26 protein-coding genes and 4 pseudogenes are annotated in these 25794 nt (G+C 72.8%); 18 read left to right on the plus strand and 12 right to left on the minus strand.

Translation table 11 applies throughout. From position 1 onward, the window contains the following. Positions 1-8 precede the first annotated feature (8 nt). The gene (locus ACGFYH_RS23845) at positions 9-881 is read right to left on the minus strand and encodes a universal stress protein (RefSeq protein WP_393805186.1); all 873 of its coding nucleotides are present in this window, start codon (positions 879-881) and stop codon (positions 9-11) included. A gap of 210 nt (positions 882-1091) precedes the next feature. Here ACGFYH_RS23845 and ACGFYH_RS23850 point away from each other — a divergent pair, with 210 nt between their 5' ends. From ACGFYH_RS23850 to ACGFYH_RS23890, 9 genes and pseudogenes are all read left to right on the plus strand, one after another. Further along, on the plus strand, positions 1092-2768 hold the full coding sequence (locus ACGFYH_RS23850; RefSeq protein WP_393805187.1) for an FAD-dependent oxidoreductase: 1677 nt from the start codon (positions 1092-1094) through the stop codon (positions 2766-2768). 11 nt (positions 2769-2779) lie between these two features. Beyond that, positions 2780-4267: an ATP-binding protein gene (locus ACGFYH_RS23855; RefSeq protein ID WP_393805265.1), complete on the plus strand. Its 1488-nt coding sequence runs from the start codon at positions 2780-2782 to the stop codon at positions 4265-4267. Further along, positions 4264-4617: a UBP-type zinc finger domain-containing protein gene (locus ACGFYH_RS23860; protein ID WP_393805188.1), complete on the plus strand. Its 354-nt coding sequence runs from the start codon at positions 4264-4266 to the stop codon at positions 4615-4617. The genes ACGFYH_RS23855 and ACGFYH_RS23860 overlap by 4 nt, the downstream gene beginning before the upstream one ends. Positions 4618-4811: 194 nt before the next feature. Next, a pseudogene (locus ACGFYH_RS23865) lies at positions 4812-5252 on the plus strand (CAP domain-containing protein); the annotation flags it as partial. A gap of 58 nt (positions 5253-5310) precedes the next feature. Further along, the gene (locus ACGFYH_RS23870) at positions 5311-5988 is read left to right on the plus strand and encodes an AIM24 family protein (RefSeq protein ID WP_393805189.1); all 678 of its coding nucleotides are present in this window, start codon (positions 5311-5313) and stop codon (positions 5986-5988) included. Between the two features lie 119 nt (positions 5989-6107). After that, positions 6108-7067 carry a threonine/serine dehydratase gene (locus tag ACGFYH_RS23875; RefSeq protein WP_393805190.1) on the plus strand — a complete coding sequence of 320 codons (960 nt, stop codon included), beginning with the start codon at positions 6108-6110 and terminating at the stop codon, positions 7065-7067. A gap of 186 nt (positions 7068-7253) precedes the next feature. After that, positions 7254-8842: pseudogene (locus tag ACGFYH_RS23880) on the plus strand (serine/threonine-protein kinase). Between the two features lie 68 nt (positions 8843-8910). After that, a complete protein-coding gene (locus ACGFYH_RS23885; RefSeq protein WP_393805191.1) occupies positions 8911-9888 on the plus strand; it encodes an LLM class F420-dependent oxidoreductase in 978 nt (325 codons plus the stop codon). Positions 9889-9980: 92 nt separating this feature from the next. Continuing rightward, a complete protein-coding gene (locus ACGFYH_RS23890) occupies positions 9981-10409 on the plus strand; it encodes an SsgA family sporulation/cell division regulator (RefSeq protein ID WP_393805192.1) in 429 nt (142 codons plus the stop codon). 96 nt (positions 10410-10505) lie between these two features. On the opposite strand, the gene ACGFYH_RS23895 is transcribed toward ACGFYH_RS23890, so the two are convergent. Beyond that, the gene (locus tag ACGFYH_RS23895; protein WP_393805193.1) at positions 10506-11009 is read right to left on the minus strand and encodes a DUF6328 family protein; all 504 of its coding nucleotides are present in this window, start codon (positions 11007-11009) and stop codon (positions 10506-10508) included. A gap of 152 nt (positions 11010-11161) precedes the next feature. On the opposite strand from ACGFYH_RS23895, the gene ACGFYH_RS23900 reads away from it, so the two are divergent. Then, complete coding sequence (locus ACGFYH_RS23900; protein ID WP_393805194.1) at positions 11162-11506, plus strand: hypothetical protein; 345 nt, start codon at positions 11162-11164, stop codon at positions 11504-11506. A gap of 24 nt (positions 11507-11530) precedes the next feature. Here ACGFYH_RS23900 and ACGFYH_RS23905 read toward each other — a convergent pair whose 3' ends face one another. The 5 genes from ACGFYH_RS23905 to ACGFYH_RS23925 all read right to left on the minus strand — a co-directional run bounded on the left by ACGFYH_RS23905 (position 11531) and on the right by ACGFYH_RS23925 (position 16002). After that, positions 11531-12514, minus strand: a complete 984-nt coding sequence (locus ACGFYH_RS23905) for an aldo/keto reductase (protein WP_393805195.1) — start codon at positions 12512-12514, stop codon at positions 11531-11533. A gap of 12 nt (positions 12515-12526) precedes the next feature. After that, a complete protein-coding gene (locus tag ACGFYH_RS23910) occupies positions 12527-13786 on the minus strand; it encodes an FAD-dependent monooxygenase (RefSeq protein WP_393805196.1) in 1260 nt (419 codons plus the stop codon). 98 nt (positions 13787-13884) lie between these two features. Next, the gene (locus tag ACGFYH_RS23915; RefSeq protein ID WP_393805197.1) at positions 13885-14586 is read right to left on the minus strand and encodes a ribonuclease H; all 702 of its coding nucleotides are present in this window, start codon (positions 14584-14586) and stop codon (positions 13885-13887) included. A gap of 30 nt (positions 14587-14616) precedes the next feature. Continuing rightward, positions 14617-15414: a VOC family protein gene (locus ACGFYH_RS23920; protein WP_393805198.1), complete on the minus strand. Its 798-nt coding sequence runs from the start codon at positions 15412-15414 to the stop codon at positions 14617-14619. A gap of 105 nt (positions 15415-15519) precedes the next feature. Next, on the minus strand, positions 15520-16002 hold the full coding sequence (locus ACGFYH_RS23925; RefSeq protein ID WP_393805199.1) for a VOC family protein: 483 nt from the start codon (positions 16000-16002) through the stop codon (positions 15520-15522). Positions 16003-16266: 264 nt separating this feature from the next. Here ACGFYH_RS23925 and ACGFYH_RS23930 point away from each other — a divergent pair, with 264 nt between their 5' ends. Both ACGFYH_RS23930 and ACGFYH_RS23935 read left to right on the plus strand, forming a co-directional pair. Further along, positions 16267-16914, plus strand: coding sequence for an ATP-dependent Clp protease proteolytic subunit (locus tag ACGFYH_RS23930; RefSeq protein ID WP_393805200.1), 648 nt, complete (start codon positions 16267-16269; stop codon positions 16912-16914). A 1-nt stretch (position 16915) separates the two neighbouring features. Further along, positions 16916-17518 (plus strand): ClpP family protease, encoded by a 603-nt coding sequence (locus ACGFYH_RS23935; RefSeq protein ID WP_393805201.1) that lies wholly within the window; start codon positions 16916-16918, stop codon positions 17516-17518. Positions 17519-17575: 57 nt separating this feature from the next. Here ACGFYH_RS23935 and ACGFYH_RS23940 read toward each other — a convergent pair whose 3' ends face one another. Next, positions 17576-18019, minus strand: coding sequence for a helix-turn-helix domain-containing protein (locus ACGFYH_RS23940; protein WP_393805202.1), 444 nt, complete (start codon positions 18017-18019; stop codon positions 17576-17578). Positions 18020-18358: 339 nt separating this feature from the next. Between ACGFYH_RS23940 and ACGFYH_RS23945 the strand changes: the two genes are divergently transcribed. Further along, positions 18359-19246 carry an RNA polymerase sigma factor SigF gene (locus tag ACGFYH_RS23945; protein WP_393805266.1) on the plus strand — a complete coding sequence of 296 codons (888 nt, stop codon included), beginning with the start codon at positions 18359-18361 and terminating at the stop codon, positions 19244-19246. Between the two features lie 33 nt (positions 19247-19279). Here the strand turns inward: ACGFYH_RS23945 and ACGFYH_RS23950 are convergent, their stop codons facing one another. Further along, positions 19280-19735 carry an ATP-binding protein gene (locus ACGFYH_RS23950; RefSeq protein WP_393805203.1) on the minus strand — a complete coding sequence of 152 codons (456 nt, stop codon included), beginning with the start codon at positions 19733-19735 and terminating at the stop codon, positions 19280-19282. Between the two features lie 167 nt (positions 19736-19902). On the opposite strand from ACGFYH_RS23950, the gene ACGFYH_RS23955 reads away from it, so the two are divergent. From ACGFYH_RS23955 to ACGFYH_RS23965, 3 genes are all read left to right on the plus strand, one after another. Further along, entirely contained in the window at positions 19903-20472 is a 570-nt protein-coding gene (locus ACGFYH_RS23955; RefSeq protein ID WP_393805204.1) for a PRC-barrel domain-containing protein, read from the plus strand. A 13-nt stretch (positions 20473-20485) separates the two neighbouring features. Next, complete coding sequence (locus ACGFYH_RS23960; RefSeq protein WP_393805205.1) at positions 20486-20902, plus strand: PRC-barrel domain-containing protein; 417 nt, start codon at positions 20486-20488, stop codon at positions 20900-20902. Positions 20903-21099: 197 nt separating this feature from the next. Continuing rightward, the gene (locus tag ACGFYH_RS23965; protein WP_393805206.1) at positions 21100-22401 is read left to right on the plus strand and encodes a streptophobe family protein; all 1302 of its coding nucleotides are present in this window, start codon (positions 21100-21102) and stop codon (positions 22399-22401) included. A 202-nt stretch (positions 22402-22603) separates the two neighbouring features. Here ACGFYH_RS23965 and ACGFYH_RS23970 read toward each other — a convergent pair whose 3' ends face one another. Beyond that, positions 22604-23014, minus strand: a complete 411-nt coding sequence (locus ACGFYH_RS23970) for a hypothetical protein (RefSeq protein WP_393805207.1) — start codon at positions 23012-23014, stop codon at positions 22604-22606. Between the two features lie 384 nt (positions 23015-23398). On the opposite strand from ACGFYH_RS23970, the pseudogene ACGFYH_RS23975 reads away from it, so the two are divergent. Both ACGFYH_RS23975 and ACGFYH_RS23980 read left to right on the plus strand, forming a co-directional pair. Beyond that, positions 23399-23688, plus strand: a pseudogene (locus ACGFYH_RS23975) (nuclear transport factor 2 family protein); the annotation flags it as partial. A gap of 52 nt (positions 23689-23740) precedes the next feature. Then, the gene (locus tag ACGFYH_RS23980) at positions 23741-24085 is read left to right on the plus strand and encodes a hypothetical protein (RefSeq protein WP_393805269.1); all 345 of its coding nucleotides are present in this window, start codon (positions 23741-23743) and stop codon (positions 24083-24085) included. Positions 24086-24375: 290 nt separating this feature from the next. On the opposite strand, the pseudogene ACGFYH_RS23985 reads toward ACGFYH_RS23980, so the two are convergent. Next, positions 24376-24687, minus strand: a pseudogene (locus tag ACGFYH_RS23985) (reverse transcriptase domain-containing protein); the annotation flags it as partial. 13 nt (positions 24688-24700) lie between these two features. After that, positions 24701-25693: an L-glyceraldehyde 3-phosphate reductase gene (mgrA, locus tag ACGFYH_RS23990; RefSeq protein WP_393805208.1), complete on the minus strand. Its 993-nt coding sequence runs from the start codon at positions 25691-25693 to the stop codon at positions 24701-24703. Positions 25694-25794: the final 101 nt, after the last annotated feature.

Below are 25794 nucleotides of genomic sequence, written 5' to 3' on the forward strand. Positions count from 1 at the left end.
CCGGGTCCTCACGTGTGCGGGACCACCGCCACCGGGCACTGCGCGTGGTGCAGCACGCCGTGCGCCACCGAACCGATCCGGGCGCCGACGGCCGTGCGGCGGGCGCGGCGGCCGACGACCACGAGCTGGGCGTCGGCGGCCACCGCCAGCAGCACCTGTCCCGCGCTGCCCATCTCCACGTGCTCGATCACCGCGACATCGGGGAAGCGCTCGCGCCACGGTGCGAGCGCCTCGCCCAGGGCCTTCTTCTCGTACTGCTCCAGGCCGCCGGCCTCGTCGGCGAGCCGCATCGAGCCCGGGCTGTAGGTGAACACCGTCGGCAGGGTCCAGGCCCGCACGGCACGCACGGTGGCGCCGCGCGCGGCGGCCGCCTCGAAGGCGAACCCGATCACGTCGGCACTGTCCTCCGGCTCCCCCTGCTGGCCCACGACGACCTCGCGGCCGGCGGCCTCCGCCGCGGCCTCGTCCCCGGCCCGCACGAGGACGACGGGCCGGGGCACCTCGGCGATCACCTGCTGGCCGACGGAGCCGAGCAGGAAGCCGACGACCGCTCCCTGGCCGCGCGAGCCGAGCGCCAGCGTCCGCGCGTCGGCCGCGGCGGCGAGCAGCACGGCGACGGCGTCGTCGGCCTCGCTGACGTCCGTGGTCACCGTGAGTTCCGGGTGCCGCTCGGTGACGGTCCTGACCGACTCGGCGACCGAGCCCCGGATCCACCGCTCCTGCGCGTCCCGGTCCCCCGCGCCGGCCGGGTCAGGCTCGGCCCGCCAGACGCGCACCACGTGCAGCGGGGCTTCGCGGCGGACCGCCTCCCTCGCGGCCCAGGCCAGTGCGGCCGCACTCTCCTCGGAACCGTCCAGCCCTGCCGTGATCGGGCGCGTCATGCGGGCCCCTCCCTGTGTCGCGGTCACGTCGTTCATGGAGCCCAGTCTTCCCCAAGCGGTCCCCAAGACCCCGCGAGGGGAGCGGACGGACACCGGCGACCCCTCCCGCCGCCTGAGCGAGGACCCGCGATCGAACATACGATGGGCCACAGGCCGGTGCGGTGACGGGGACGCCGTGCCGTGAATCCGGCCGCTCGACGTGGGGGACGCATGGCACAGCCCGACGGGGAGACACGGACCGTCATCATGACCGTGGACGACGATCCCGGGGTCTCCCGCGCCGTCGCCCGCGACCTGCGGCGGCGCTACGGCGCCACGTACCGGATCGTGCGGGCGGAGTCCGGCGAGTCGGCACTGGGGGCGCTGCGCGAGCTGAAGCTGCGCGGCGACCTCGTGGCCGTGCTCCTGGCCGACTACCGGATGCCTCAGATGAACGGCATCGAGTTCCTCGAACAGGCCCTGGACGTGTACCCGGGCGCCCGGCGGGTGCTGCTGACGGCGTACGCCGACACCGACGCGGCGATCGACGCCATCAACGTCGTCGATCTGGACCACTACCTGCTCAAGCCCTGGGACCCGCCCGAGGAGAAGCTGTACCCGGTCCTGGACGACCTGCTCCAGGCCTGGCGCACCGGCGATCACCGGCCGGTACCCAGCACCAAGGTCGTCGGGCACCGCTGGTCGGCACGGTCCTCGGAGGTCCGGGAGTTCCTGGCCCGCAACCAGGTGCCGTACCGCTGGTACTCCTCCGACGAGCCGGAGGGGCGGCGGCTGCTGTCGGCGGCCGGGCAGGACGGACGGCGGCTGCCGGTGGTGATCACCCCGGACGGGACCCCGCTGGTGGAGCCGGAGGCGCCCGACCTGGCCGCGCGGGTGGGTCTGGCGACCACGCCGACGGCCGGCTTCTACGACCTGGTGGTGATCGGCGGCGGCCCGGCCGGGCTCGGCGCGGCCGTGTACGGGGCCTCGGAGGGGCTGCGGACGGTGCTGGTGGAGCGGTCGGCGACCGGCGGCCAGGCGGGGCAGAGCTCCCGCATCGAGAACTACCTCGGCTTCCCCGACGGTGTCTCCGGCGGTCAGCTCACCGAACGGGCCCGGCGGCAGGCGGCGAAGTTCGGCGCCGAGATCCTCACCGCGCGCGAGGTGACGGGTCTGGAGGCCAACGGGGCGGCGCGGACCGTACGGTTCTCGGACGGCTCGGCGATCGCCGCGCACAGCGTGATCCTGGCGACCGGCGTCTCCTACCGGCAGCTGACCGCGCCCGGCACGGGCGACCTGACCGGCTGCGGTGTGTTCTACGGCTCGGCGCTGACCGAGGCGGCCTCCTGCCAGGGCCACGACGTGTACATCGTCGGAGGTGCCAACTCGGCCGGGCAGGCGGCGATGTACCTGGCCCGCGGCGCCAAGTCGGTGACGCTGCTGGTGCGCGGCGGTTCCCTGACGGCGTCGATGTCGCACTACCTGATCCAGCAGATCGAGGAGACGCCCAACATCCGCGTGCGCTGCGGCATGGTCGTCGACAGCGCGCACGGCGACGGCCACCTGGAGCGGCTGACGCTGCGCGACGCGGAGAGCGGCGGCACCGAACTCGTCGACGCGCAGTGGCTGTTCGTCTTCATCGGCGCGGCCCCGCTCACGGACTGGCTGGACGGCACGGTGCTGCGCGACGAACGCGGGTTCATCCTCGCCGGGCCGGACCTCACCCCGGACGGGCGGCCGCCGGCCGACTGGGAGCTGGACCGGCCGCCGTATCACCTGGAGACCAGCGTCCCGGGCGTGTTCGTGGCGGGCGACGCCCGCGCCGAGTCCGCCAAGCGGGTCGCGTCCGCCGTCGGAGAGGGAGCCATGGCCGTCATGCTCGTCCACCGGTACCTGGAGCAGTCGTGAGCGGGCGGCCGATGCCGTGCAGCCCCGAGGAGATCGGGAAGCTGTTCCTGTTCGAGAAGCTGACGCCGGAGCAGCTGGGCCGGCTGTGCGCCGAGGGCCGGGTGGAACTGTTCGAGCCCGGCCCGGTGTACACCGAGGGCGAGGACGCCACGTGCTTCTACGTGCTGCTGGAGGGAACGGTGGTGCTGTCCCGCCGGGTCGGCGGGGACGACGTGGAGACCAACCGCACCTCGCAGCGCGGTGTGTACGCGGGCGCGATGCAGGCGTACGCCGGTGACCGGGTGCCGCAGGTCTACAACAACTCCATGCGGGTCACCGGACCGACGCGGTTCTTCGTCCTTCCGGCGGACACGTTCGCGGCCGTCATGCGGGAGTGGTTCCCCATGGCGGTGCATCTGCTGGAGGGGCTGTTCTTCGGGTCCGAGAACACCCAGCGCGCCATCGGTCAGCGCGAGCGGCTGCTGGCGCTGGGCTCGCTGTCCGCCGGTCTCACACACGAGCTGAACAACCCCGCGGCGGCCGCGGTCCGGGCCACCTCGACGCTGCGGGAGCGGGTGGCGAAGATGCGGCACAAGCTCGCCGTGATCGCCGAGGGCCCGTTCTCCCGCGACGCGCTCGCGGGACTCATCGAGATACAGGAGCGTACGGCGGAGCGGGTCGTCAAGGCGCCCTCGCTCAGCCCGCTGGAGGCCGCCGACCGGGAGGACGCCCTCGGCGACTGGCTGGCGGACCACGGGATCGAGCACGGCTGGCAGCTCGCGCCGACCTTCGTGCAGGCCGGTCTGGACACCGAGTGGCTGGAGCAGGTCGCGGCCGCCGTGGACGAGGAGATCCTGCCGGGAGCCGTCGGCTGGCTCAACTACACGGTCGAGACCGAGCTGCTGATGAACGAGATCGCGGACTCCACCGCCCGCGTCTCGCACCTGGTGGACGCGGCCAAGCAGTACGCGCAGCTCGACCGGGCGCCCTACCGGACGGTCGACGTCCACGAACTCCTCGACAGCACCCTGCTGATGCTCTCCGGGAAGATCGGCCCGCGGATCGCAGTCGTCAAGGAGTACGACCGTTCGGTCCCGCAGATCCCGGCGTATCCGGCGGAGCTGAACCAGGTGTGGACCAACCTGATCGACAACGCGGTCGCCGCGGTGAACGGCGCGGGTGGTGAGGGGACGCTGACCGTGCGCACCGCGCTCCATCACGACCGGCTCCTGGTGGAGTTCCGCGACACCGGTCCCGGGATCGCCCCGGAGATCCGGGAGCGCATCTTCGACCCGTTCTTCACCACCAAGCCGGTGGGCGAGGGCACCGGGCTCGGCCTGGACATCTCCTGGCGGATCGTGGTCAACAAGCACCACGGCAGCCTCCAGGTCGAGTCCGTGCCGGGTGACACCCGGTTCCAGGTGCTCCTGCCGCTGACCGCCGCGCTACCCGACCCGACCGACCCGACCGATCCGACCGATCCGTCCGACCCGACCGATCCGACCGAGGAGCCGGTATGACCAGCGACACCGGAATCGACCCCACCGTTCCGCCCAGCGGCACCGGTTGCGCCGAGTGCGACGCGACGGGCGGCTGGTGGTTCCACCTGCGACGCTGCGCGAGCTGCGGTCACGTCGGCTGCTGCGACAGCTCGCCGGGCCGGCACGCGACCGACCACTTCCGCTCCACCGGGCATCCGGTGGCGCAGAGCTTCGAGCCGGGCGAGGACTGGTACTGGGACTACGCGACGAACGAGATGAGTGAGTCCGGCCCGGACCTCGCGCCGCCCGGCAGCCACCCGGAGGACCAGCCCTCGCCGGGTCCGGCGGGCCGGGTCCCGGCGGACTGGGCGGCCACCCTGCGTCGCTGACCGCCCGCCGGCCGCTCGGACGCGCGCCCGGACGGCCCCGGGGGCACCACTCCACACACCCCCGGGCACCGCCCCGCCCGGACACCGGGCGCCGCCTGGCTCCTACCGGACCCGGGACCGGCCGCCGGCCGATCCCCCACCGGTCGGTCCGGGGCACCCTGCGGCCGGTCCGGGCAGGCGGGCAACCGGGCAACCGGGCAACCGACACGTACTGGACGGTGCTGTGGGCCGTGCCGCTCACCCCGGAGGGCCTGGCCCGCGCCACGGCGGAGGTCGTCGGCCTCACCAACCGGGCGCGGGCCCGGGCCGGGCTGCCCGCCCTGGCCGTCGACGCCCGGCTGACCGCCGCCGCCCAGGCCCACAGCGCGGACATGGTGGCCCGCGACTTCTACTCGCACACCGACCCCGACGGGGGCGGGCCCCGGGACCGGGCCGCCGCCGCGGGTGCCGGCCAAAGCGCGGTCGGCGAGAACACAGCCTGCGGTCAGCACTCCCCCGCCGACGTGGTGGAGGGCTGGATGAACAGCCCCGGGCACCGCGCCAACATCCTCACCGCCGCCTTCACCCACATCGGCGTCGGCCTGGCCGGCGGCGGCCGGGCGGGCACGTACTGGACGCAGCTCCTGGGCGGCTGAACCCGGCCCCCGGCACCGGATCCTGGCGGAACGGGACACTCCGGGCCAGGATGCCGGTATGAAGGGTGACCTCTTTTCCAGCGAACACATGGTGCAGCCCGCGACCGCGCCGGGCATGACCGTCGAGAACTCCAAGTGCATCCGTTACGCGGTGAACGGCGAGATGCTAGCCAGGCAGGGCGCGATGATCGCCTACCGGGGCGGCCTCCAGTTCGAGCGCAAGGGCCAGGGCGTGGGCGGCATGCTCAAGCGCGCGGTCACCGGGGAGGGGCTGCCGCTGATGGCGGTGCGCGGGCAGGGCGAGGCCTGGTTCGCGAACGAGGCCCAGAACTGTTTCATCGTGGAGGTCGAACCCGGCGACGAGTTCACGGTCAACGGCCGCAACGTCCTGTGCTTCGACGCGTCCCTGTCGTACCGCATCGCCACCGTGAAGGGCTCGGGCATCGCCGGCGGCGGACTGTTCAACAGCGTCTTCACCGGGCACGGCAGGCTGGGGCTGGTGTGCGAGGGCGACCCGCTGGTCATCCCGGTCTCGCCACGGTACCCGGTCCACGTCGACACGGACGCGATCGTCGGCTGGTCCGCGGGGCTCGAGACCTCCCTGCACCGTTCCCAGTCGATCGGCTCGATGCTGCGCGGCGGTTCGGGCGAGGCGGTCCAGCTGCTGCTCCAGGGAGAGGGCCTCGTCGTCGTACGGCCGAGTGAGGCGACGCCGCACAAGACGCAGCAGCACTGAGCGACCCGGCTCCGCGGCCCGGCGCGCGCCGTCCCCGACATGCTTGTTGACCTCGGAGGCTTCGCGCGAAAGGGTGCGTGGGGGTGCGGATCACCGCCCGCGCCGGAAGGAAGACTGCCTTGATCGGGATCACGGAGATCGAAGCCGCGGCCGAGCGGATCGCCGGACATGTCGTACGCACCCCGACCGTGCCAAGCCCGGGGCTGTCCGCGCTGCTCGGCGTCCCGGTCACCGCGAAGCTGGAGCTGCTCCAGCGCACCGGCTCCTTCAAGGTGCGTGGCGCGACGGCGAAGCTGCTGTCGCTGACCGAGGCCGAGCGGGCCGCCGGGGTCGTGGCGGTCAGCGGCGGCAACCACGGCATCGCGGTGGCGGTGATGGCCGCCGCCCTCGACGTGAAGGCCACCGTGGTCATGCCGCGCACGGCGCCGGCCCGTTCCGTGCAGACCGCCGAGGAGGCGGGCGCGCTGGTGCGGCTCACCGACGGCATGGACGGGGCCTTCGCGCTCGTCACCCGGCTCCGGGAGGAGGGTCTGACGCTGGTCCACCCCTTCGACGACCCGGTGGTGATCGCGGGGCAGGGCACGGTGGGCCTGGAGTTCGCCGAGGACGCCGGGCAGCTCACCGACGTGCTGGTGAGCATCGGGGGCGGTGGTCTGATCGCCGGTGTGGCGGCGGCGCTGCGGACGCTGCGGCCCGGCGTGCGGGTCTGGGGCGTGGAGACGGAGGGCGCCGAGGCGATGTCCCGGGCGCTGGCGGCGGGCGGGCCGCTTGCGGTGCCCCTGTCCTCGGTCGTCACCACACTCAGCGCACCGTCCGTCTCGCAGGTGACGTACGACCATGTGTCGGAGCTGGTCACCGAGGTGCTCGTGGTGCCGGACCGGGAGGCCGTCGAGGGTTCGCTCGCGCTCGCCGAGCACGCGAAGGTGTGGACCGAGCCGGCCGCCGGCTGTCTGTTGCCGGCGGCCCGGCGTGTGGTGGAGCGGGTGGGGGACGAGGCCCGGCTCGGGCTGGTGGTGTGCGGGGGCAACGCGGCGATCGCCGACATGAGGGCGTGGGCGGACCGCTTCGGACTGCGCTGACGTCCGGCCTCCCGGCCCGGGTGGGCGCCTGCACAGCTGCCATCCCGCGCGCACCCCTGGCCGTACGCCTGTTCGCCGCTTTTGAAGATGGGTCAGAAAGCGGGCGCGCAGCCGCGTTCGCTGAACGCGGCCCGGCCCCCTCGACGTACTTGTGCTCAAGCCGAGAGCCGGCGGTGCGAACGAGGGATGGCCATGGGCAGGGCGCACGTCTCCACACACGAGTTGGTCGCCGGACGCTACCGCCTGCTCGAGGTGGTCCACGGCGAGACGAACCGTGTCTGCTGGTCCGGGGAGGACGCCACGACGGGCCGGCCGTGCCTGGTCACCCGGACAGCGCTGCCGGCCGGCGAGGGCGCCCGCCGGGCCACCGGCAGGGTGATCCGCACCAGCGAGACCATGGCGTCGCTGTGCCCCGGGCGGATCGCCGCGGTGCTCGACGCGGTGATGGCGGACGGCATGCTGTGGACGGTCACCGAATGGGCCGGCGGTGTTCCGCTCGGTGACCTCCTCGACCGGCAGGGCGCGTTCGACCACGCCAGGGCGGCGCGCATCGGTCTGGAACTGCTCGCCGTGCTGGAGGCGGCGCACGGCCACGGTGTCACGCACGGCGAGCTGAGCCCGGGGCAGGTGTTCGTGCGTGAGGAGGGATCCGTCGTCGTCTCCGGCTTCGGCCTGGCCGGCGCCACCCTCGCTCCGCGGCTGACCGCGCCCTCGTACGCCTCGCCCGAGCAGGCCAGGGACGAGCGGATCGGGCCCGCGGCCGATCTGTGGACGCTGGGCGCGATCCTCTACACGATGGTCGAGGGCCGTCCGCCCTTCCGTGACCGGGGCCGGTCCGAGGCGACGCTGAGGGGCGTGGACCGGCTGCCGCTGCGCACGCCGGTGCGCGCCGGTCCACTCGCCCAGGCCGTGCAGGGGCTGCTGCGCAAGAACTCTCGGGAGCGGCTGACCCGCCCGGCGGTGCGCGCGGCCCTCACCCGGGCGCTGGCGGAGGACCCGGACTCGACCGCGCGCGAGATGCCCCGCCCCCGGTTGCGCGGCACGTACGCCGCCGCCCCGGGCGCGGGCCGGTGGCGGTGGCGGACGATGGCCGCCGGGACCGCCCTGGCCCTCGTCACGGTCACGGTCGCCGTCCTCGCCGCCACGGACGGACTCCCCGGCGCGGACGGCGGCTCCGCCACGGGCTCCCGGCAACGCCCCTCCGCTCCCGCCGTCCCGCCCACCGGACCCGCTCCCTCCTCCCCCGCTCCCCGGCCGAGCGCGAGCGCCTCGCCCTCGGCGTCCGGTTCCTCCGCCCCGGCCGGGGCCCCCCGCACGGGTTCCGCCGCTACGACGCGCCGGAGGGCTTCTCCGTCGCCCTTCCCGGGGACTGGCGACGCCTGGACACCTCACGCGTGCCGGGTGGCGCGTACCGGGTGGTCTTCGGCGCGTCCGGCGACCCGCGCACCCTCGCGGTCACCTACAGCACCCGCGCGGGCGCGGACCCGGTGGCCGTCTGGCGCGACGACGTCGAGCCGGGGCTCGAGCGCTCGGGCGGCTACCGGCGGATCGGCGACATCCGCGCGACCACCTACCGGGGGCGCGAGGCGGCCGACATGGAGTGGCTGGGCCGGGACGGCCGCTCCCGGTTGCGCACCTTCGGCCGCGGCTTCCTGCTCGGCGGCGGACGCAGTTTCTCGCTGCGCTGGACGACACCGGCCGGCGACTGGGACGACACCGCGAACGAGCGGGCGCTCGCCGCCTTCCTCGGGACCTTCCGAGAGGACACGGAGTGACCGCTTCTGTTGCGCTTGTGTCCCGTTTCCGCCTGTTTTCACTGCGGGTGGGCGGGGACTCGGCCGCCATGGCACACATCGGATACACCATGATGACCGAGCAGGCCGGACCGCGTGAGCTCGTCGGCCATCTGGTGCGGGCCGAGGAGGTGGGGTTCGACTTCTCGGTGACCTCGGACCACTACTTCCCCTGGCTGCGCTCGCAGGGCCACTCGCCCTACGCCTGGAGCGTGCTGGGCGCCGCGGCGCAGGCGACCTCCCGCATCCCGCTGATGACGTACGTGACGTGTCCGTCGTTCCGCTACCACCCGGCGGTGGTGGCGCAGAAGGCGGCGACGCTTCAGTTGCTGTCCGAGGGACGGTTCCGGCTGGGTCTCGGCTCGGGCGAGAACCTCAACGAGCACGTGGTGGGGGGCGGCTGGCCGTCCGTCGACGTGCGGCACGAGATGCTCCAGGAGGCCGTGGAGATCATCCGTGCGCTGTTCGAGGGCGGCCATGTGAACCATCGGGGCGCGCACTTCGACGTGGAGTCGGCCCGGCTGTGGGACCTGCCGGACAGCGCACCGCCCATCGGTGTCGCCGTCTCCGGAGAGCGCTCCTGCAAGCTGGCGGGCGAGTTCGCCGACCTGGTGATCGCCACCGAGCCGAAGGCTGGACTGCTGGAAGCCTTCGACCGGCACGGCGGCCGGGGCAAGCCGCGCGTGGGTCAGCTGCCCGTCTCCTACGACCCGGACCGGGACACGGCGATCAAGCGGGCCCACTCCCAGTTCCGCTGGTTCGGCAGCGGCTGGAAGGTCAACTCCGAACTCCCGCACCCCGACTCGTTCGAGGCGGCCACCCAGTTCGTGACGCCCGACGACGTCGCCGAGTCCATCCCCTGCGGCGACGATCCGGACGCCTTCGTGGCGGCCGTGCGCCCGTACGTCGACGCCGGGTTCAGCGAGATCGCCCTGGTACAGATCGGCGGCGAGTCGCAGCCCGCCTTCCTGGACTGGTCGGAGAAGACCCTGCTGCCCGCGCTGCGGGAAGCGTTCGGCAGCGACTGAAACCCGGCCACGGGCGAATCACCCGTTCGACTGAGCATCTTGCCGGTGGGCGGGGTACTAGAGGGCTCTACGTCCGTCCTGTGGAGGTCCTCGTGAACACCGTCGTGCACAAGACCCTGGTCGTTCAGCTCCAGGCGGGCGACACCGACGACCGGTTCCCCGTACTCGCCCACCTCTCGTACGACGCGGCGGACCCGTTCGCCCTCACCGTGGTATTCAGCCACGACGGCCGGGTGCTCGCCCGCTGGACGCTGGACCGGGAGATGGTGGGCGAGGGACTCACCCGCCCGGTCGGGGTGGGCGACGTGCGGCTGCGGCCCGAGTCGCGGGGCTCGTGGGACGAGCTGCGCATCGAACTGCTGGGCGACGACCGCGGCGACGGTGGCCGCCATCGCGCCGTGGTGTTCGTGTGGGCCGCCGCCGTCGAGGCCTTCCTGCGCGAGACCCGCTCGGTGGTGCGGCCCGGCGAGGAAGAGGTGTGCGTCGACGACTTCCTCGCCGAGCTGACGGCGGAGAACTGAGGGCGGCACCGACGCCGCCAAGGTCTACAACGCCCTCGACGGCCCCCATGCCGGGTGCACACGGGACGCCGGCGCCACATGGCGCGCCGGGGGCTCTCAGCGCGCCATGTAACGGTGACGGGTCCACAGCGGGATCCCGAACCAGCACAGCAGGTACCAGAGCACCACACCGGTGACGAGGTAGGGCACGAAACCGTCGTGGGTCGCGACGCGCAGGATCAGCAGGAGCGAGCAGGCCGTCGTGGCGAGCAGCAGCACCAGGCCGAGCACGGTCAGCCGGGACGCCCACCGCACCGCATGGGGTTTCACCCGCCGCCCGGAAACGAGGCGGTGCAGGGACACCGGTCCGATCAGCGCGCCGGTCGTCACGGCGCCGAGGACCACCGTGACCAGGTAGATCGTCTGGTCGGTGTCCGAGAGGTGTTCGTACTTCGGCTGGAACACGACCGTGAGCAGGAAGCCGAACAGGATCTGCACGCCCATCTGCGCGACGCGGACCTCCTGGATGAGCTCCGTCCACATGCGGTCCGCCCGCTCCTCCTCGCTCTCGTTGCGGCCCCTGCGCCGGCCGGAGCCCTCGGCCGAATCCCCGTCCCTCACTTTTCCTCCCGGTGACCGTCTCCTGCGTCCTCTTCCCTCTTCCCTGGTTCCCCGCACTCAGGCGCCGGGCCGGGGCGGCGTCGCCCGGTTTGGCCGAGCGCCGGACGGTTACACGGCCGGGACCGACCGACGTGCGGCAAGGAAGGCCAGGAATGTCCGACACTCAGCTCACCGTCACGCTCGACGGCGGCGGCATCGACGACGCGCGGGCGATCGTCCGCGCACTGGAGGGCGTGTTCGGTGCTCCCGACAGCCTGCCCTCCGACGAGGGGGCGACGGTGCGCACCGCGACCTTCGACTCCCCGGACACCCCGGAGGCCTCCGCCGCACCGGCGGCGGGCGAGACGCTGTCCGCGCCGGTGACGGTCACCGTTCAGGGCACACCGCAGGCCGTCGAGGCGGCGAGTGAGACGCTGGCCCGCGCCTTCACGGCGCGCGGCGAGGGCGCGGCCTCCGGCGACCAGGAGCGGGAACGGCAGTTGCTCCTGGTGCCGTGAGACCCGTGCGGCGGAGCGCGGCGCCTACCAGCGGCTCTCGACCTGGTCCTTGATCCGGCGGTCGTAGAGGTCGCGGATCGCGGTGAGGGTGGCGTCGGAAAGCTCCGGCAGCCGGGCGGCGTCCGTGTTGGCGCGGGCCTGCTCGGGCGACCGGGCACCCGGGATCACCGTCGTCACACCGGGCTGCTGGACGACCCAGCGCAGCGCCAGCTGGGCCGGAGTGCATCCCCCGGGGGCGAGCGCGGCGAACTCGGCGGCGGCCTCCACGCCGGTGGCGAAGTCGACGCCGGAGAAGGTCTCGCCCTGGTCGAAGGCTTCGCCGTGCCGGTTGAAGTTCCGGTGGTCGTTCGCGGCGAAGACCGTGTCCCTGGTGTACTTGCCGGACAGCAGGCCGGACGCCAGCGGCACCCGGGCGATGACGCCGACGCCCGCCTGTCGGGCCGCGGGCAGCACCTCGCGCAGGGGCTTCATCCGGAACGGGTTGAGGACGATCTGCACGCTCGCCACGTTCGGCCGGGCGATCGCGGTGAGCGCCTCCGCGCAGGTCTCCACGCTGACACCGTAGGCGGCGACGCGCTCCTCCTCGACGAGGGTGTCCAGGGCGTCGAACACCTCGTCGGTGGAGTAGACGGGCGTCGGCGGGCAGTGCAGCTGCACCAGGTCGAGACGGTCCACGCCGAGGTTGCGGCGGGACCGGTCGTTCCACTCCCGGAAGTTGTCCAGGACGTAGTTCTCGGGGATCTGGTCGACCCGGCGGCCCATCTTGGTGGCGACCAGCACGTGCAGGTCGGGCCTGCTCGCGAGGAAGGTCGCGATGGTCTGCTCGCTGCGGCCGTCGCCGTAGACGTCCGCCGTGTCGAAGAAGGTCACCCCCGACTCGGCCGCCGCCTCCAGCACCGCGAGGGCTTCCTTGTCGTTCACGTCTCCCCAGTCGGCGCCCAGTTGCCAGGTGCCGAGGCCGACCACCGACGCGTGCTGGTCCGACCTGTTGAAAGTGCGCTCGTCCATGCGGTCAGTCTGTCATCCGCGGTGCGCGGGCACCGCGTCGGGACGCCCGGCGCGGCCGGGTCCGTCGCCGGTGGCGAGTCTGCGTGCCTGTACCGTGCGCGCGATCCTCGGTCCCAGCCAGCGCTTGAGCCGGCGCAGCGTCTCCAGCCGGCCGGCCGCCCGGTCGATCCGGTAGTACAGCTGCGGCGGGACGTACGGCAGCAGCGGCGAGTGGCGCTGGCCGAGCAGGGCGAACATCCGCTCCGGCGGCAGGTGGATGTAGCGGGGCAGGTTCTCGTACCACTGGGCGCTGTGCCGGGCCGCGCTCTGCGCCGGCAGCAGGGCTGCCCTGCGTTCGCGTTCGTAGTGGGCGAGGGCGTCCGGGAGGGTGTCCCGCTCGCGCAGCGCGGCGGCCAGCGCCATGGCGTCCTCCAGGGCGAGCGTGGTGCCGGCGCCGATGGAGTAGTGCGTGGTGTGCGCGGCGTCGCCGAGCAGGACGAGGTTGCCGCGGGACCAGGAGCGGTTGGTGAGGGTGCGGAAGGTCGGCCACTGAGCGCCGGCCCGGCCCGCGGACCGCGCGGTGAGCGGGTGTCCGTCGAGTACGCCGGCGAAGAGCTGCTCCAGCAGGGCCAGCCCCTCGGCCTCGTCGGCGCGGTCCAGGCCCAGGCCGGTCCAGGTCTCGGGCGCGCACTCGACGACGCAGGTGCTGCCCTCGGGGCCGAACCCGTAGCCGTACGCCCAGACCCAGCCGTGGCGGGTCTCGACGAAGGCGAAGGTGAACGCGTCGAAGACCTTGGTGGTGCCGAGCCACACATAGTGGTTGCGGCCGCTTCTGATCTCGGTGCCGAAGTGGCCGGCGTGGTGGGCGCGCAGCGCGCTGCCGACTCCGTCGGCCGCCACCACGAGGTCGGCGGCGGGCGGGTTCGCGCCGGTGATCTCGTGCTCGAACACCAGGCGTACGCCCAGGGAGCGGGCGCGTGCGGCGAGGATGGCGAGCAGGCGGTGGCGGCCGATGCCGAAGCCCTCGTCGCCGTGGTGCCGGGTGGCGCGGTCGCCGACGTGGGCGACGCCGTCCCGCCAGCGCACGGAGTGCTCCTCGACGGCGCGCGCGGACACGGGGTCGTGCTCCTTCAGCCGGTCGAGCAGGCCGCGCCAGTAGGTGACGCCCCAGCCGTAGGTGGAGCCCTCCGGGTCGCGTTCGTACACGGTGACGTCGTGGGACGGGTCCTGCCGCTTCAGCAGGATGGACAGATACAGTCCGGCGGGTCCACCGCCGACGCAGGCGACCTTCACACACACCCCTGTTACGCACTCGTCGCGGTCATTCGGACACGCAGAGTAGCAAGAGAGGGGTGGCGGGCCGGTGCTGCGCGGCCGCGGGCCGGCGCGGGTTACCCGGCGGCCACCGTGCGGCACTCCGGGTGGCCCCAGCCCTGGTCGTTCTTGGCGATGGACTCGCCGGCCGCGTAGGAGCGGCCGCACAGGCAGCGTCCGGGAAACTTCGCCTTGATGGTGCGCGCCGGGGCGCCGCCGCTCTTGCGGGCCGTGCCCGACGTCCGGCGCGACGGCTTGCGGGCCGCCGGGACGTCCGGTGCGGGCGGGGGCTCCGGGGAGCCGAGGCCGCTGCCCGCCGCGTCCTGGACGACGGCCGCCTGGCTGGCGGCGCGGTCGGCGAAGTCGTTGAGCCGGTCGCCGTCGACCTGGTGGGCGGGCACGTAGCGGAACTCGACCGAGCGGCCGTCGAGCAGCTCGTCGATGCGCACGACGAGCTCCTGGTTGGCGACCGGCTTGCCGGCGGCCGTCTTCCAGCCGTTGCGCTTCCAGCCGGGCAGCCAGGTGGTGACGGCCTTCATGGCGTACTGCGAGTCCATGCGGACCTCGAGCGGTACGTCGGGGTCCGTCGACGCCAGCAGGCGCTCGAGCGCCGTGAGTTCGGCGACGTTGTTGGTGGCCTTGCCGAGCGGGCCGGCCTCCCAGCGGACCGGGAGCTCCGACGCGTCGGCGACCACCCAGGCCCAGCCGGCCGGACCCGGGTTTCCCTTCGAAGCCCCGTCGCACGCGGCCACAACTCGTTCACGCATGCGCCCGATCATGCCATGCCCGGCGGGATGCCAGGACAGGTCTCAGGACACGTCCGTGACCTCGGGCATCTCCCCTTCGGCGGTCGTGATGTCGATCACCGAGAAGCTGGCGCCCTGCGGATCGCTCAGCGCCGCGAACCGGCCGAACGGGGTGGTGACCGGACCGAACCGCAGGACGCCGCCGAGCTTCGTGGCGCGGGCCACGGCGTCGTCGCAGTCGGCGACGGTGAAGTAGACGTTGATGTAGGGCGAAACCTCGGGCGGGAAGTCATCCGTCATGGCCATGCGGCCCAGGACGGTGCGGTCGCCGAGGTCGAAGAGGCGGAAGTCCACCTGGTCGTCCCGCATCTGCTGGGACCTGTAGGAGAAGACGGCGGGGAAGAAGGCGTCCGACTTCGCGGGCTCGCGGGTGAAGACCTCGGCCCAGCAGTAGGCGCCGGGCACGGCCGTCGCCTCGAAGCCCTCGTGGGTGCCGCCCTGCCAGACGCCGAAGACGACGCCGCTCGGGTCCCGGGCCAGGCACATGGTGCCGAAGTCGCCGACCCGCATCGGATCGAGGAGCAGTTCGCCACCGGCCTCGCGGATCCGGCCGGCGGCAGCCGCCGCGTCCGGGGACGCGAAGTAGAGGCACCACTGGGACTGGTCCTCGTGACCGGGCGGGGGCGGGACCACGGCGGCCACCGCCTTGCCGTCGGCGTAGCACTGTGTGTAGTTGCCGTACTCCGACGACGTCTCGCCGAAGGTCCAGCCGAGAACGTCGCCGTAGAAGCTCTTGGCTCCCTCGACGTCGGTGAACATCGCGTCGGCCCAGCAGGGGGCCCCTTCAGGTTGCACGGCCATGACTGCCGCCTCCTGTGCGGATGGGTGGTGGGACTGCGGGGGACGGGGAACGATCCGGTTCTCCACGCTAGCCATCGCGCCCCCGCCCCGCGCGCCGGCGACGGGTCACTCCCCGGCGTAGGCCCGCTCCAGCGCCGCGATGTCGAGCTTGCGCATCGACATCATGGCCTTGTTGGCGCGGGCCACCTTCGCGGGGTCGGGGTCGCGGAACATCTCTTCCAGCCTCCCCGGCACGACCTGCCAGGACACGCCGAACCGGTCCTTGAGCCAGCCGCAGGGGCCGTCCTCGCCGCCGCCCTCGGTGAGCCGGGTCCAGTAGTGGTCGACCTCGTCCTGGTCGTCACAGGTGATCTGGAAGGAGACCGCCTCGTTGAACTTGAACTGCGGGCCGCCGTTGAGGGCGAGGAACCTCTGGCCGTTGGCCGTGAAGTCGACGGTGAGCACGGAGCCGGCGGGCTGGGGCGCTCCCTCCGGATAGCGGGTGACGGAGCCGATTCCGGAGTTCTTGAAGAGGGAGACGTAGAAGTGGGCGGCCTCCTCGGCGTCGCCGTCGAACCACAGACACGTGGTGAATCCGTCGGTGTTCATGACTACCTCCTGGGCGCGGAACACGGTCACCACTGTCGACCGGTGCGGACCGAGGAACTCATCGGTGCCGGCCGGTCGAATCACGGACCTCGTCCGGACGGCCGGGTCGGCGGCCGGTGAGCGCTCTGCCGGTGGCGAATCTGCCGCGGGCAGAGAAAGTCCCGGCGGGGGCCGCGGCGGGCCGAGAGTGGAGGAACCGCGGCGCCGACGGCCGCGTACCGGTCCTCCGACGACCGTCCGCTACGACTCCGACAAGGAGCACCGATGTCTCCACTCATCACCGGCCCGGCCGCACTGCCCCGGGCGGAGGAGGGCGACACGCCCCCGAGCCCGTTCGACGACCGGCTCGCCGAGCAGTTGCTCGACCAGCGGATCGTGCTGCTGGGCACGCAGGTCGACGAGGTCTCCGCGAACCGGGTCTGCGCGCAGCTGCTGATCCTGTCCGCGCAGGACCCGCGCACCGACATCAGCCTGTACATCAACAGCCCCGGTGGCTCCGTGCACGCGGGGCTCGCCGTCTACGACACCATGCAGCTGATCCCGAACGACGTCTCGACGCTCGCCATGGGGTTCGCCGCCAGCATGGGGCAGTTCCTGCTGAGCGTCGGCGCGCCGGGCAAGCGCTTCGCGCTGCCGAACGCGCGGGTCATGATGCACCAGCCGTCGGCGGGCATCGGCGGCACCACCGCCGACATCGAGATCCAGGCCGACAGCATGGACTACATCAAGCGGACCATGGAGCGGATCACCGCCGAGCACACCGGCCAGAGCCGGGAGACGATCCGCCGGGACGGCGACCGGGACCGCTGGTTCACGGCCGAGGAGGCCCGGGAGTACGGAATGGTGGACCAGGTCGTCCAGTCCTTCGCGGACGTGCGCCCGGCCACCGCCGGGCGACGGATGGGACTGTGACATGAGCAGCTACACGATTCCCCACGTCGTCCAGCGCACCCCGCAGGGCGAGCGGTCCTACGACGTGTTCAGCCGGCTGCTGTCGGAGCGGATCATCTTCCTGGGGACCGAGATCGACGACGGCGTGGCCAACGTCGTGATCGCGCAGCTCCTCCATCTGGAGTCGTCGTCACCGGAGAGCGAGATCGCCGTCTACATCAACTCCCCCGGCGGCTCGTTCACGTCACTGATGGCGATCTACGACACGATGACCTTCGTGCAGGCGCCGATCTCCACGTTCTGCGTCGGGCAGGCGGCGTCCACGGCGGCCGTCCTGCTGGCCGGCGGGGATCCGGGACGGCGGTTCGTGCTGGAGCACTCGCGGGTGCTGCTGGGGCAGCCGGCCAGCGGCGGACGGCGGGGAACGATCTCCGACCTGGCCCTGGAGGCCAAGGAGATGGTGCGCATCCGCTCCCAGGTGGAGGAGGTGCTGGCCCGGCACACGCGCCACGATCCGGCGACGCTGCGCGCGGACATGGACCGGGACAAGGTGTTCACCGCCCACGAGGCGGTGGCGTACGGGCTGGCGGACGAGGTCCTCGGTCGGCGCCTGGCCGGGGTGTGAGGAGCACGGGCCGGCGCCCCGCCCCCGCCGGGGCGGGGCGCCGGCCCGTGCGCGGTCTCAGGCGGCCAGGCACATCCCGTCGAACCGCGCTGCGGACGTGCCCCGGGCGGGCGACGCGCCGGTGTGCCGGGAGGTGAGACGGACCAGCTCTCCCTGGGCACGGGCCAACAGGTCGCCCAGGCCCAGTCCCAGGGCGCCCGCGGCGGCGGCCAGCACCTCCGAGGACGCCTCCTTGCGGCCGCGTTCCACCTCCGACAGGTAGGGCATGGAGATACGGGCGGCTTCCGCGACCTCCTTCAGCGTGCGCTCCTGCTCCAGGCGTTCACGCCGCAGGACGTCCCCGACCAGGTCGCGCCACAGGGGCTCCCGTACGGTGGGCGGCCGTCGCTCCGGGGGAGCCGGCGAGGCGGCGGGACGCGCCCCCGGGTGTGGGGCGGCCGGGCGCGCGGCCTGCGGGCGCAGCGGAATGACGCGGGCTTCGTTCGGCACGTGGCTGGTCACCTCCCCAGCCTAGGATCGCGGTCCCGCCACGGAAGGGGGCGGCATTCCGCCCTCAGGGAAATCGGGCAAGATCCGGGGAGTATCCGGGGAATCCGCGAAGAATCCCGGCCGGACCCCGGCCCCCGGACCCCGGCCCCCGAACCCCGGCCCCCGAACCCCGGGTGCCGGGCACGGTCGGCGGGACTACTCTGAGAGGTGGCGCATCACCCCGCGAAGACGCCGTGGCACGGATCTTCCGCCCCCGTGGAAACGGGAGGCGTGTGCTGCCGCGCCCCGGGTACCCGCACGCGGGACGAGCCTAGGGAGAGACGTCGCACCGTGACTTTCGTGGGAGAGGCAATGGAGACCGCCGTGGTCCGGCCGGGAGCGCAGGTTGTCGAGAGGACCGCCGGGAGCGGAACGGGTGAAGGATCACCGCGACGTGTCGTGGACCCGCGTACCGTGGCACCGCGCGACGCGCGCAGGCTGTCCCGCCAGTTCTTCCGGCGTCTGGCGGAGCTCGAAGAGGGCACGCACGAGTACCAGTACGCGCGCAACACCCTGATCGAGATGAACATGTCGCTCGTGCGGTTCGCCGCCGGCCGCTTCCGCGGTCGCGGGGACGACATGGAGGACATCGTCCAGACCGGCATGATCGGTCTGATCAAGGCCATCGACCGCTTCGAACTGGCGCGCGAGGTCGAGTTCACTTCCTTCGCACTGCCCTACATCGTCGGGGAGATCAAGCGCTTCTTCCGGGACACCACCTGGGCGGTGCACGTGCCGCGCCGGCTCCAGGAGCTGCGTGTGGAGCTGGCCAAGGCCCGCGAGGAGCTCTCCTCCCGCCTGGACCGCGAGCCCACCGTGGCCGAACTCGCCACGCTGATGAACATCGGCGAGAGCGAGGTGGTCGAGGGGCAGATCGCGGCCAACGGCTACAACTCCTCGTCGCTGGACGCCGCGCTGACCGGTGACGGAGCCGAGAACGGCGAGTCGGTCCTGGCCGACTTCATCGGTGTGGAGGAGGACGGGCTGCGGCTCGTCGAGGACTTCCACTCGCTGGCCCCGCTGATGGCCGAGCTCAGCGAACGCGACCGCCGGATCATTCACATGCGGTTCGTGGACGAGGCCACCCAGGCGGAGATCGGTGAACAGCTCGGCTGCTCGCAGATGCACGTGTCCCGGCTGATCAAGCGGATCATCACCCGGCTGCGCGAGGGCATGCTGGGCGAACTCGGCTGCGCCTGAGCCCTCGGCCGGGAGCGGCGGCGCCGGTGCCCTTCACCCCTCGGTGAGAGGCACCACGGCGCGCACTCGTTTGCCGACCGGCACGGGTTCGACGACGACCGACTCCACCAGGGCGTGCACGATCTCCAGGCCGTGCCGGCCGACGCGCTCGGGGTCCCGGGGGGAGCGTATCGGCACCGCGCCGCTGCTGTCGTAGACGGTCACCGCCACCGACGTCCCCGTGCTCTCCAGCTCCAGGATGTACGGCCCCCTGCTGTGGCGGTCGGCGTTGGTGACCAGCTCGCTCACGACCAGGAGCACCGCGCCCTCGGCGCGGGGGCCGACCGTGGCGCACCACTCGGTCCTCAGCTGATCGAGGAAGAGCGAGGCGAAGGCACGCGCCTGCGCTATGCATCCCGGCTCGCCGGAGTAGTGTGCCGCCCGCCTGAGCGGTTCGACGGGTACGTCGAAACCGGTCGGTATCACTGCCCCGTCCAGGTACTCGGTCATGCGTGTCTCTCTCGGAAGCCGGACTGGTCGGACGCTGCTGCACCTGCCCTTGTACCCCGACCCGCGCCGCGCAGTCCCCTTCTCTTCGTACTGCGGGCATCGTCACAGTGGCGCGGGGAACCCGGGGCGTGGGAAGGATGTGCGATCCGGTGGGGGAAGGGTGTGCGATGAACGAACTCATGGCCGCACGAAGCCTCACCACCAGGCCGGTGGTCACCCTCGGCGGCGACGCGGTCGCTCATGTCAAGGACACCGTATGCGACGCCGCCGCGGGCCGTATCACCGGCTTCACCCTGACGGGGCGGGGGCTGCTGTCCGGTCCGCTTCGGGAGGGCCTGCCCTGGTCGGCCGTGTACGCGCTGGGCCACGACGCGGTGATGATCCGCGACCGGCGGGGTCTGGTGAGCGCGGCGGCGATGACGGCGCACCAGCAGAATGTGCGGTCCCGGTTGCTGGGGGCGAAGGTGCTGACCGAGGCGGGCACCGAGATCGGCACGGTGCTCGACGTCGTGGTGGAGGGCGGCACCGGCGGGTGGGTCGTCGGCTTCCGGGTGGCGGCGAGCCGGCGGTTCGTGCCGGGCCCCACCCGGCACCGGCGGCGGGTGTACGTACCACGTGGCGAGACGCTCACGGTCACCGGCCGGGCTCTGTTCCTTTCCGAGAGCGCCGTCCGGCACGTCGCGGACGACCTGCCGGGCTTCACCGCCCTGGTCGGCTGCGGCGTCCCCGGCCACTGAGGAGTGCGCTGCCGTGATGCTGTTCACCGAGGTGCGCGGATTGCCGGTGGTACCCCTGGCCGGGGCCGGGCCGCTCGGCACCGTGACGTCCCTGGCCGTCGACGTCGCGTCCGGAACGGTGAGCCATGTCCTGCTCCGCCGCGGCCGGTTCGGCCGGGAGACGGCGCTGCCCTGGGAGTCGGTGCACGCCATCGGCCCCGGCACCGTCCGGGTCCGGTCCGCCACGGCCGCCGAGTCGGTGCCGCCCCGCCACGACCTGCTGGGCCACCGGGTCCTCACCAACACGGGCACCGCGCACGGCACGGTCCTGGACGTCGCGTTCGACACGCGGACCGCCCGGATCCTCGCGGTCTTCACCACCCGCGGCGAACTGCCGGCCGGCCGACTGCTGGGACTCGGCGACCACGCCCTGGTCGTCCGGGCGGGCTGAGCAAGGCTCCGGATGCCCGGCGCGGCAGGCGGGTCCCGCCGCGGCGTCGGCCGGGCGCGGGGCGGGCGGGGGCCGGCACCGGCCAGGAGGGGGACATCCGTCGAGGTGGCGGGCGAAGGGCTCCGGTGCCGCGGGCCCGCCGACGCGGACGGCCCTGTCGGCGGGCGCACCCGGCGGGGGCTGCCTAGCGTGGCAGCGTGAGTTCGCCAACCCCCTCCGCACCCTCCGGGGCTGCAGGCCGTTCTGGACCTTCCGGCCCGTCTGTCGCCCGCCACGGCTGGGCGCAGGCTCTGGGTACGGTACTGGCCGGGCTGGTCGCCATGGGGGCCGTGGCCGCGCTCGGGCTGTGGGCGGCCGGTGCCGCGGACCTGCCCGACAACGCCTTTCCCCGGGTCGTCGTGGCGACCGTCGTCACCGCCGTGGGCGGTGCGCTGGAGATGTCCGGCGACGCCGGTGAGCTGGCGGACACCGGCGCGGGACTGACCGTGATGCCGCTGTCCGTCACCCTGACCGGGGCGCTGGTGATCGCCCGGGGCTTTCTGCGGCCGCTGCGGCACCGGGCCGTCGCCGGGGCCGAGGAGCTGGCCGGCTGGGCCGGACGGATCGCCGTCCTGTGGCTGTTCGCCCTCCTCGGCACGGCCTTCGCCGCGCGGCAGACCTTCGAGGTCTCCCTCGGGGAGGGCCTGCTGGGCGATCTCGGCGACCTGTTCGGCGTCGAGCCGCGGGTCGGTTTCACCACGGACGTACCGCTGACCGTCCTCTTCGGCCTGCTGTGGCTGGCCGGGGTGCTCGTCATCGCCCTGCTGGTCTCGCCCGCGGCGCCGCTGCCCGGGCGGCTGCCGCGTCTGCGGACGTCGGTGCGGCCGGCCGCGTACGCGATGGTCGCGCTGCTGCTCGCGTACGTGGGCGTCGGTGTCGTCGTCGCCCTGGTCGCCGCCGGGACGCGGGGGCATCCGGCGGACACCTTCGCCGTACTGCTGCTCGGGCTGCCGAACCTGGCGTGGCCCGCGCTGACGATCGGCCTCGGGGCGACCTGGAACGGGCGCGTGGAGGGGCCGTTCGGGCTTCCGATGCCGCGGGTGCTGGACGAGGTGCTGCGCACGCCGGACGTCTCGACCCTGAACGTGGGCACGCTTGCCGAGCGCGACGGACGGATGTGGTGGCTCCTGGTCGTCGCCGCCCTCCTCGTCCTGGGCGCCGCCTTCCTCCTGGCGTCCCGCTCCCCGGCCGGGTCCCCGCTCTGGCTGCACGCCGTGCGCATGGCCGTGGCCCTGGCGCTCACGGTGCTCGTGATCGGCCTCGTCGGGCGGATCTCCGCCCACTACGGGCTGTCGGTGCTGGGCATCGGCGACCTGGGCGGCGGGCTGTCCGGGCGGTTGTTCCTGCGTCCGCGCCTGTGGGGTGCGATCGGTCTCGCCCTGCTGTGGGGGCTGGTCGCCGGGTTCCTGGGGGCACTGCTCGCACGCTGGGCGGGCCGGCGGGCCGACCGCCCGTCCTAGGTCCTGCCGTCGAACTCGCGTCGTCGCCCGGAGGGCGGCCCCGCGGCGTCGGGTGCGTGCTCTCGGCGTGCCGGGCCCCGGGCCTCGTACGGGATGTACTCGGGCCAGGGCCCGGTACGGCGAGCGTGCGTGCGTGACGCCGCGGGGCAGACGGAAGTTCGACGACAGGGCCCAGGTCTGCCGGTACGGCGTCGCGGGTGGTTCAGGCGACGGGGACGACCAGGGGCGGAGAGGCCCGCTGCATGCGCAGCGCGTCCACGGACTCGGCCATCAGCTCGTACTCGGTGGTCTCGTCGCTGGTCGCGACGCGCACCAGATGTCCCGCGGCCAGCTCATCGGCGACCAGCTCCTGTTGGGTGTCGTCGGCGCACCAGGTGCGCAGCATGCGCGGTACGTCGGGTGCGTCGTCGGCGACGGGAGTCAGGGCGCCGCGCGGTAAGTGGGGGGTGTCGGGCTGCGGGTCCAGGCGCTCGGCGATCCAGGACGCCCGGTCCCGCAGCCACCACAGGGCCAGGGCGAGGGTCGGGGCCCGGTAGGTGCCCAGGGGGACACCGATGCGCCGGCCGTCACAGACTCCGTAGGCGGTGACATGGCACAGGAACTCGTCGTGCACTGCTGCCCTCCCCCGTCACTCAGCCCGCCTGCCGGTCGGGTATGGCGTCCGTGCGGCTCGTGTGCTGTGCGTGAGGGCGCTGTCGCAAGGTGTGAGAGGCCCTAGAGGTGAGTATGTTCACGACTGAACCACTGTCACCATGAATTTCCGGCCAGTCTCCTGGCATATTCATGGCGATTGGTGGCCGAAACGATGCGCTGTGCGGCGTCGGCCCGGTGTCCTCGGCGGACCGCCTCCTTCGCGTGCCCGCGAGGCCGTCGCGCGGCCTCGGGGGTGACCGACGCCGACGACGGGCGCGGACATGGTCGCGGGTTCGGGTCACCGAGTCCGGAGTCCGGCCCCTGACCAGGGCACGCCCTTCCGGTGCGGTGGAGGCTGATCGCCGTGTCCGCACCCGCCCGTCGCCACGGGGACGCCGTCGCCCGCCGCTTCGAGGCCTGGGCCGCCGGACCGGACGCGCGGGCCAAGGCGGTCGCCGCGGCCTGGACCAATAACGGCGGCTGCGCCGACCCCCTGACCGGCGTCCGGGGCCACGAGCAGATCGCGGCGTGAGCACGGCGGCGCACGAGCGGTTCCCCGGCTTCGTCTTCCGGCTGTCCGGTGCCGTGGACGGGCACCACGACACGGCGCGCTTCTCCTCGGAGCCGGTGAGCGAGGCCGGGGCACCGCCTTTGGGGGTGTGTCCGGTAAACGAACACTCCCCACGGCGGCCGGCACACCACCGATGTGACGTACGTGGACAACGCCGTCGAAGGTCTGATACTCGACTGGCGGCACGGCCGGCCGGGTCGGGCGTACTTCGTCACCGACCAGCATCCGGTCATCCTGCGGGATTTCCTGGAGACACTCTTCTCGCTCTACGGCGTCGACGCGCCCATCCCCGATTTGGACGCCGACACCGCCGCCCAGGTGGTGCCGGTGCCCGCAGGGTGGTTCGTCGGACGACCGTGCACGCTGCGCACCGACAAAGCCGTGGCCGAACTGGGATACCGGCCCGTCGTCCCGCACGCCGCCGGTTTCGCCGCCGGTTTCGCCACCGTGAAGGAAGCGCTCGCCTCCGACGCCGCGTGACTGCCTGCGGGGTCACATCTGACCGTGGTGTCCGCCCTGGGTCCCGGTACGACCGCGGGTATGGAGCCGGCCCTGCTTGAGTGCCCGGCCTCGGTGAAGGAGAGGTCTGAGCGGGTGTGCAGGTGCCAGGAACGCACCTCCCGCCCCATCTTCTTCACAGCGTCTTCGCTGACCGCCGGTTCGATTGACGGGAACTGGTTCCCGTGCCGACTCCGGTTCCTCCCGGCGCGGAACGTGTAGCCGAGGAACGTGAAGGCCGTGTGCTCATGAGAACCCCGGCGGTTGCCGTCCCTGCAGTACACGATCCGGGTCCTGGCCGGATGAAGTCCCAGTCCGGCCTTGGCCATCCTGCCCGTGAGCGCATCCAGGACCTGCTTGGCCTGGCGCTCGGTGGCACAGTGGATCACCGCGCCATCCGCATAGCGTTCGAACTGGACGGTCGGGAACTCCCGGCCCATCCACATGTCGAACGCATAGTGCAGGAACGGATTCGCCGGAACGGGAGAAACTGGGGCGCCTTGCGGCGTCCCGTGTTCCCGTCTCCCGCAGGATGCCGTCGGGCATCGAGAGCGGGGCAGCAAGCCACCGCCGGGGCGTGACATGCTAAGACACCACTTAGCCCTCGACGATCTTGTCGATGCGGGCCAGTTCGCCCGCGTCGAAGTCGAGGTTGCCGATGGCCGCGACGCTGTCCTCGAGCTGCCGCGGGCTGCTCGCGCCGACCAGGGCGGAGGTCACGCGTCCCTGGCGGAGCACCCAGGCCAGGGCCATCTGGGCCGGCGTCTGGCCGCGGGACTTGGCGATCTCGTCCAGGGCGCGCAGCTTGCCGACCAGTTCCCCGGTGACCGCGTCGGAGTTCAGGAAGGGGCTGTCGCTCGCGGCCCGCGAGTCCTCGGGGATGCCGTTCAGGTAGCGGCCGGTCAGCAGCCCCTGCTCCAGCGGGGAGTAGGCGATGGAACCGACTTTCAGCTCGTCGAGGGCGTCCAGCAGGCCGCTGGTCTCGGGGCGGCGGTCGAGCATGGAGTAGCGCGGCTGGTGGATCAGCAGCGGGGTGCCCAGCCCGGCGAGGATGCGGGCGGCCTCACGGGTCTGCTCCGGCGAGTAGTTGGAGACGCCGACGTACAGCGCCTTGCCCTGCTGCACGGCGGTGTGCAGCGCGCCCATCGTCTCCTCGAGGGGAGTCTCCGGGTCGGGGCGGTGCGAGTAGAAGATGTCGACGTGGTCCAGGCCCATCCGGTTCAGGCTCTGGTCGAGCGAGGAGAGCAGGGACTTGCGCGAACCCCACTCGCCGTACGGGCCGGGCCACATCAGGTAGCCGGCCTTGGTGGAGATGACCAGCTCGTCGCGGTACGGCGCGAAGTCGGCCTTCAGGGCCTCGCCGAGCGCCGACTCGGCGGAGCCGGGGGGCGGACCGTAGTTGTTGGCGAGGTCGAAGTGGGTGACGCCGAGATCGAAGGCGCGGCGCAGGATGGCGCGCTGGGTCTCGACGGGGCGGTCCGGGCCGAAGTTGTGCCACAGGCCGAGCGAGAGCGCGGGGAGTTTCAGGCCGCTGCGTCCGGTGCGCCGGTAGGGCATCTCCGCGTAGCGGTCGGGGTGTGCGGTGTACAACGCGACTCCAGGGGGTTGGCTCCCGCGGTACGGGGCTTGGGCGGAACCGTCCTCCACTCTCGCGTGACCTGCGGGCAGTGGTCCAACAGAAGAATCCGATG

The sequence above is a fragment of the Streptomyces sp. NPDC048392 genome, assembly GCF_043200575.1.
Taxonomy (GTDB): Bacteria; Actinomycetota; Actinomycetes; order Streptomycetales; family Streptomycetaceae; genus Streptomyces.

Excerpts from the sequence above, each read along its gene's own strand:
- ACGFYH_RS23845 (WP_393805186.1), bottom strand. The coding sequence starts at position 881 with ATGACGCGCCCGATCACGGCAGGGCTGGACGGTTCCGAGGAGAGTGCG.
- ACGFYH_RS23850 (WP_393805187.1), top strand. The coding sequence starts at position 1,092 with ATGGCACAGCCCGACGGGGAGACACGGACCGTCATCATGACCGTGGAC.
- ACGFYH_RS23855 (WP_393805265.1), top strand. The coding sequence starts at position 2,780 with ATGCCGTGCAGCCCCGAGGAGATCGGGAAGCTGTTCCTGTTCGAGAAG.
- ACGFYH_RS23860 (WP_393805188.1), top strand. The coding sequence starts at position 4,264 with ATGACCAGCGACACCGGAATCGACCCCACCGTTCCGCCCAGCGGCACC.
- ACGFYH_RS23870 (WP_393805189.1), top strand. The coding sequence starts at position 5,311 with ATGAAGGGTGACCTCTTTTCCAGCGAACACATGGTGCAGCCCGCGACC.
- ACGFYH_RS23885 (WP_393805191.1), top strand. The coding sequence starts at position 8,911 with ATGGCACACATCGGATACACCATGATGACCGAGCAGGCCGGACCGCGT.
- ACGFYH_RS23900 (WP_393805194.1), top strand. The coding sequence starts at position 11,162 with ATGTCCGACACTCAGCTCACCGTCACGCTCGACGGCGGCGGCATCGAC.
- ACGFYH_RS23905 (WP_393805195.1), bottom strand. The coding sequence starts at position 12,514 with ATGGACGAGCGCACTTTCAACAGGTCGGACCAGCACGCGTCGGTGGTC.
- ACGFYH_RS23915 (WP_393805197.1), bottom strand. The coding sequence starts at position 14,586 with ATGATCGGGCGCATGCGTGAACGAGTTGTGGCCGCGTGCGACGGGGCT.
- ACGFYH_RS23920 (WP_393805198.1), bottom strand. The coding sequence starts at position 15,414 with ATGGCCGTGCAACCTGAAGGGGCCCCCTGCTGGGCCGACGCGATGTTC.
- ACGFYH_RS23925 (WP_393805199.1), bottom strand. The coding sequence starts at position 16,002 with ATGAACACCGACGGATTCACCACGTGTCTGTGGTTCGACGGCGACGCC.
- ACGFYH_RS23930 (WP_393805200.1), top strand. The coding sequence starts at position 16,267 with ATGTCTCCACTCATCACCGGCCCGGCCGCACTGCCCCGGGCGGAGGAG.
- ACGFYH_RS23935 (WP_393805201.1), top strand. The coding sequence starts at position 16,916 with ATGAGCAGCTACACGATTCCCCACGTCGTCCAGCGCACCCCGCAGGGC.
- ACGFYH_RS23945 (WP_393805266.1), top strand. The coding sequence starts at position 18,359 with ATGGAGACCGCCGTGGTCCGGCCGGGAGCGCAGGTTGTCGAGAGGACC.
- ACGFYH_RS23950 (WP_393805203.1), bottom strand. The coding sequence starts at position 19,735 with ATGACCGAGTACCTGGACGGGGCAGTGATACCGACCGGTTTCGACGTA.
- ACGFYH_RS23955 (WP_393805204.1), top strand. The coding sequence starts at position 19,903 with ATGAACGAACTCATGGCCGCACGAAGCCTCACCACCAGGCCGGTGGTC.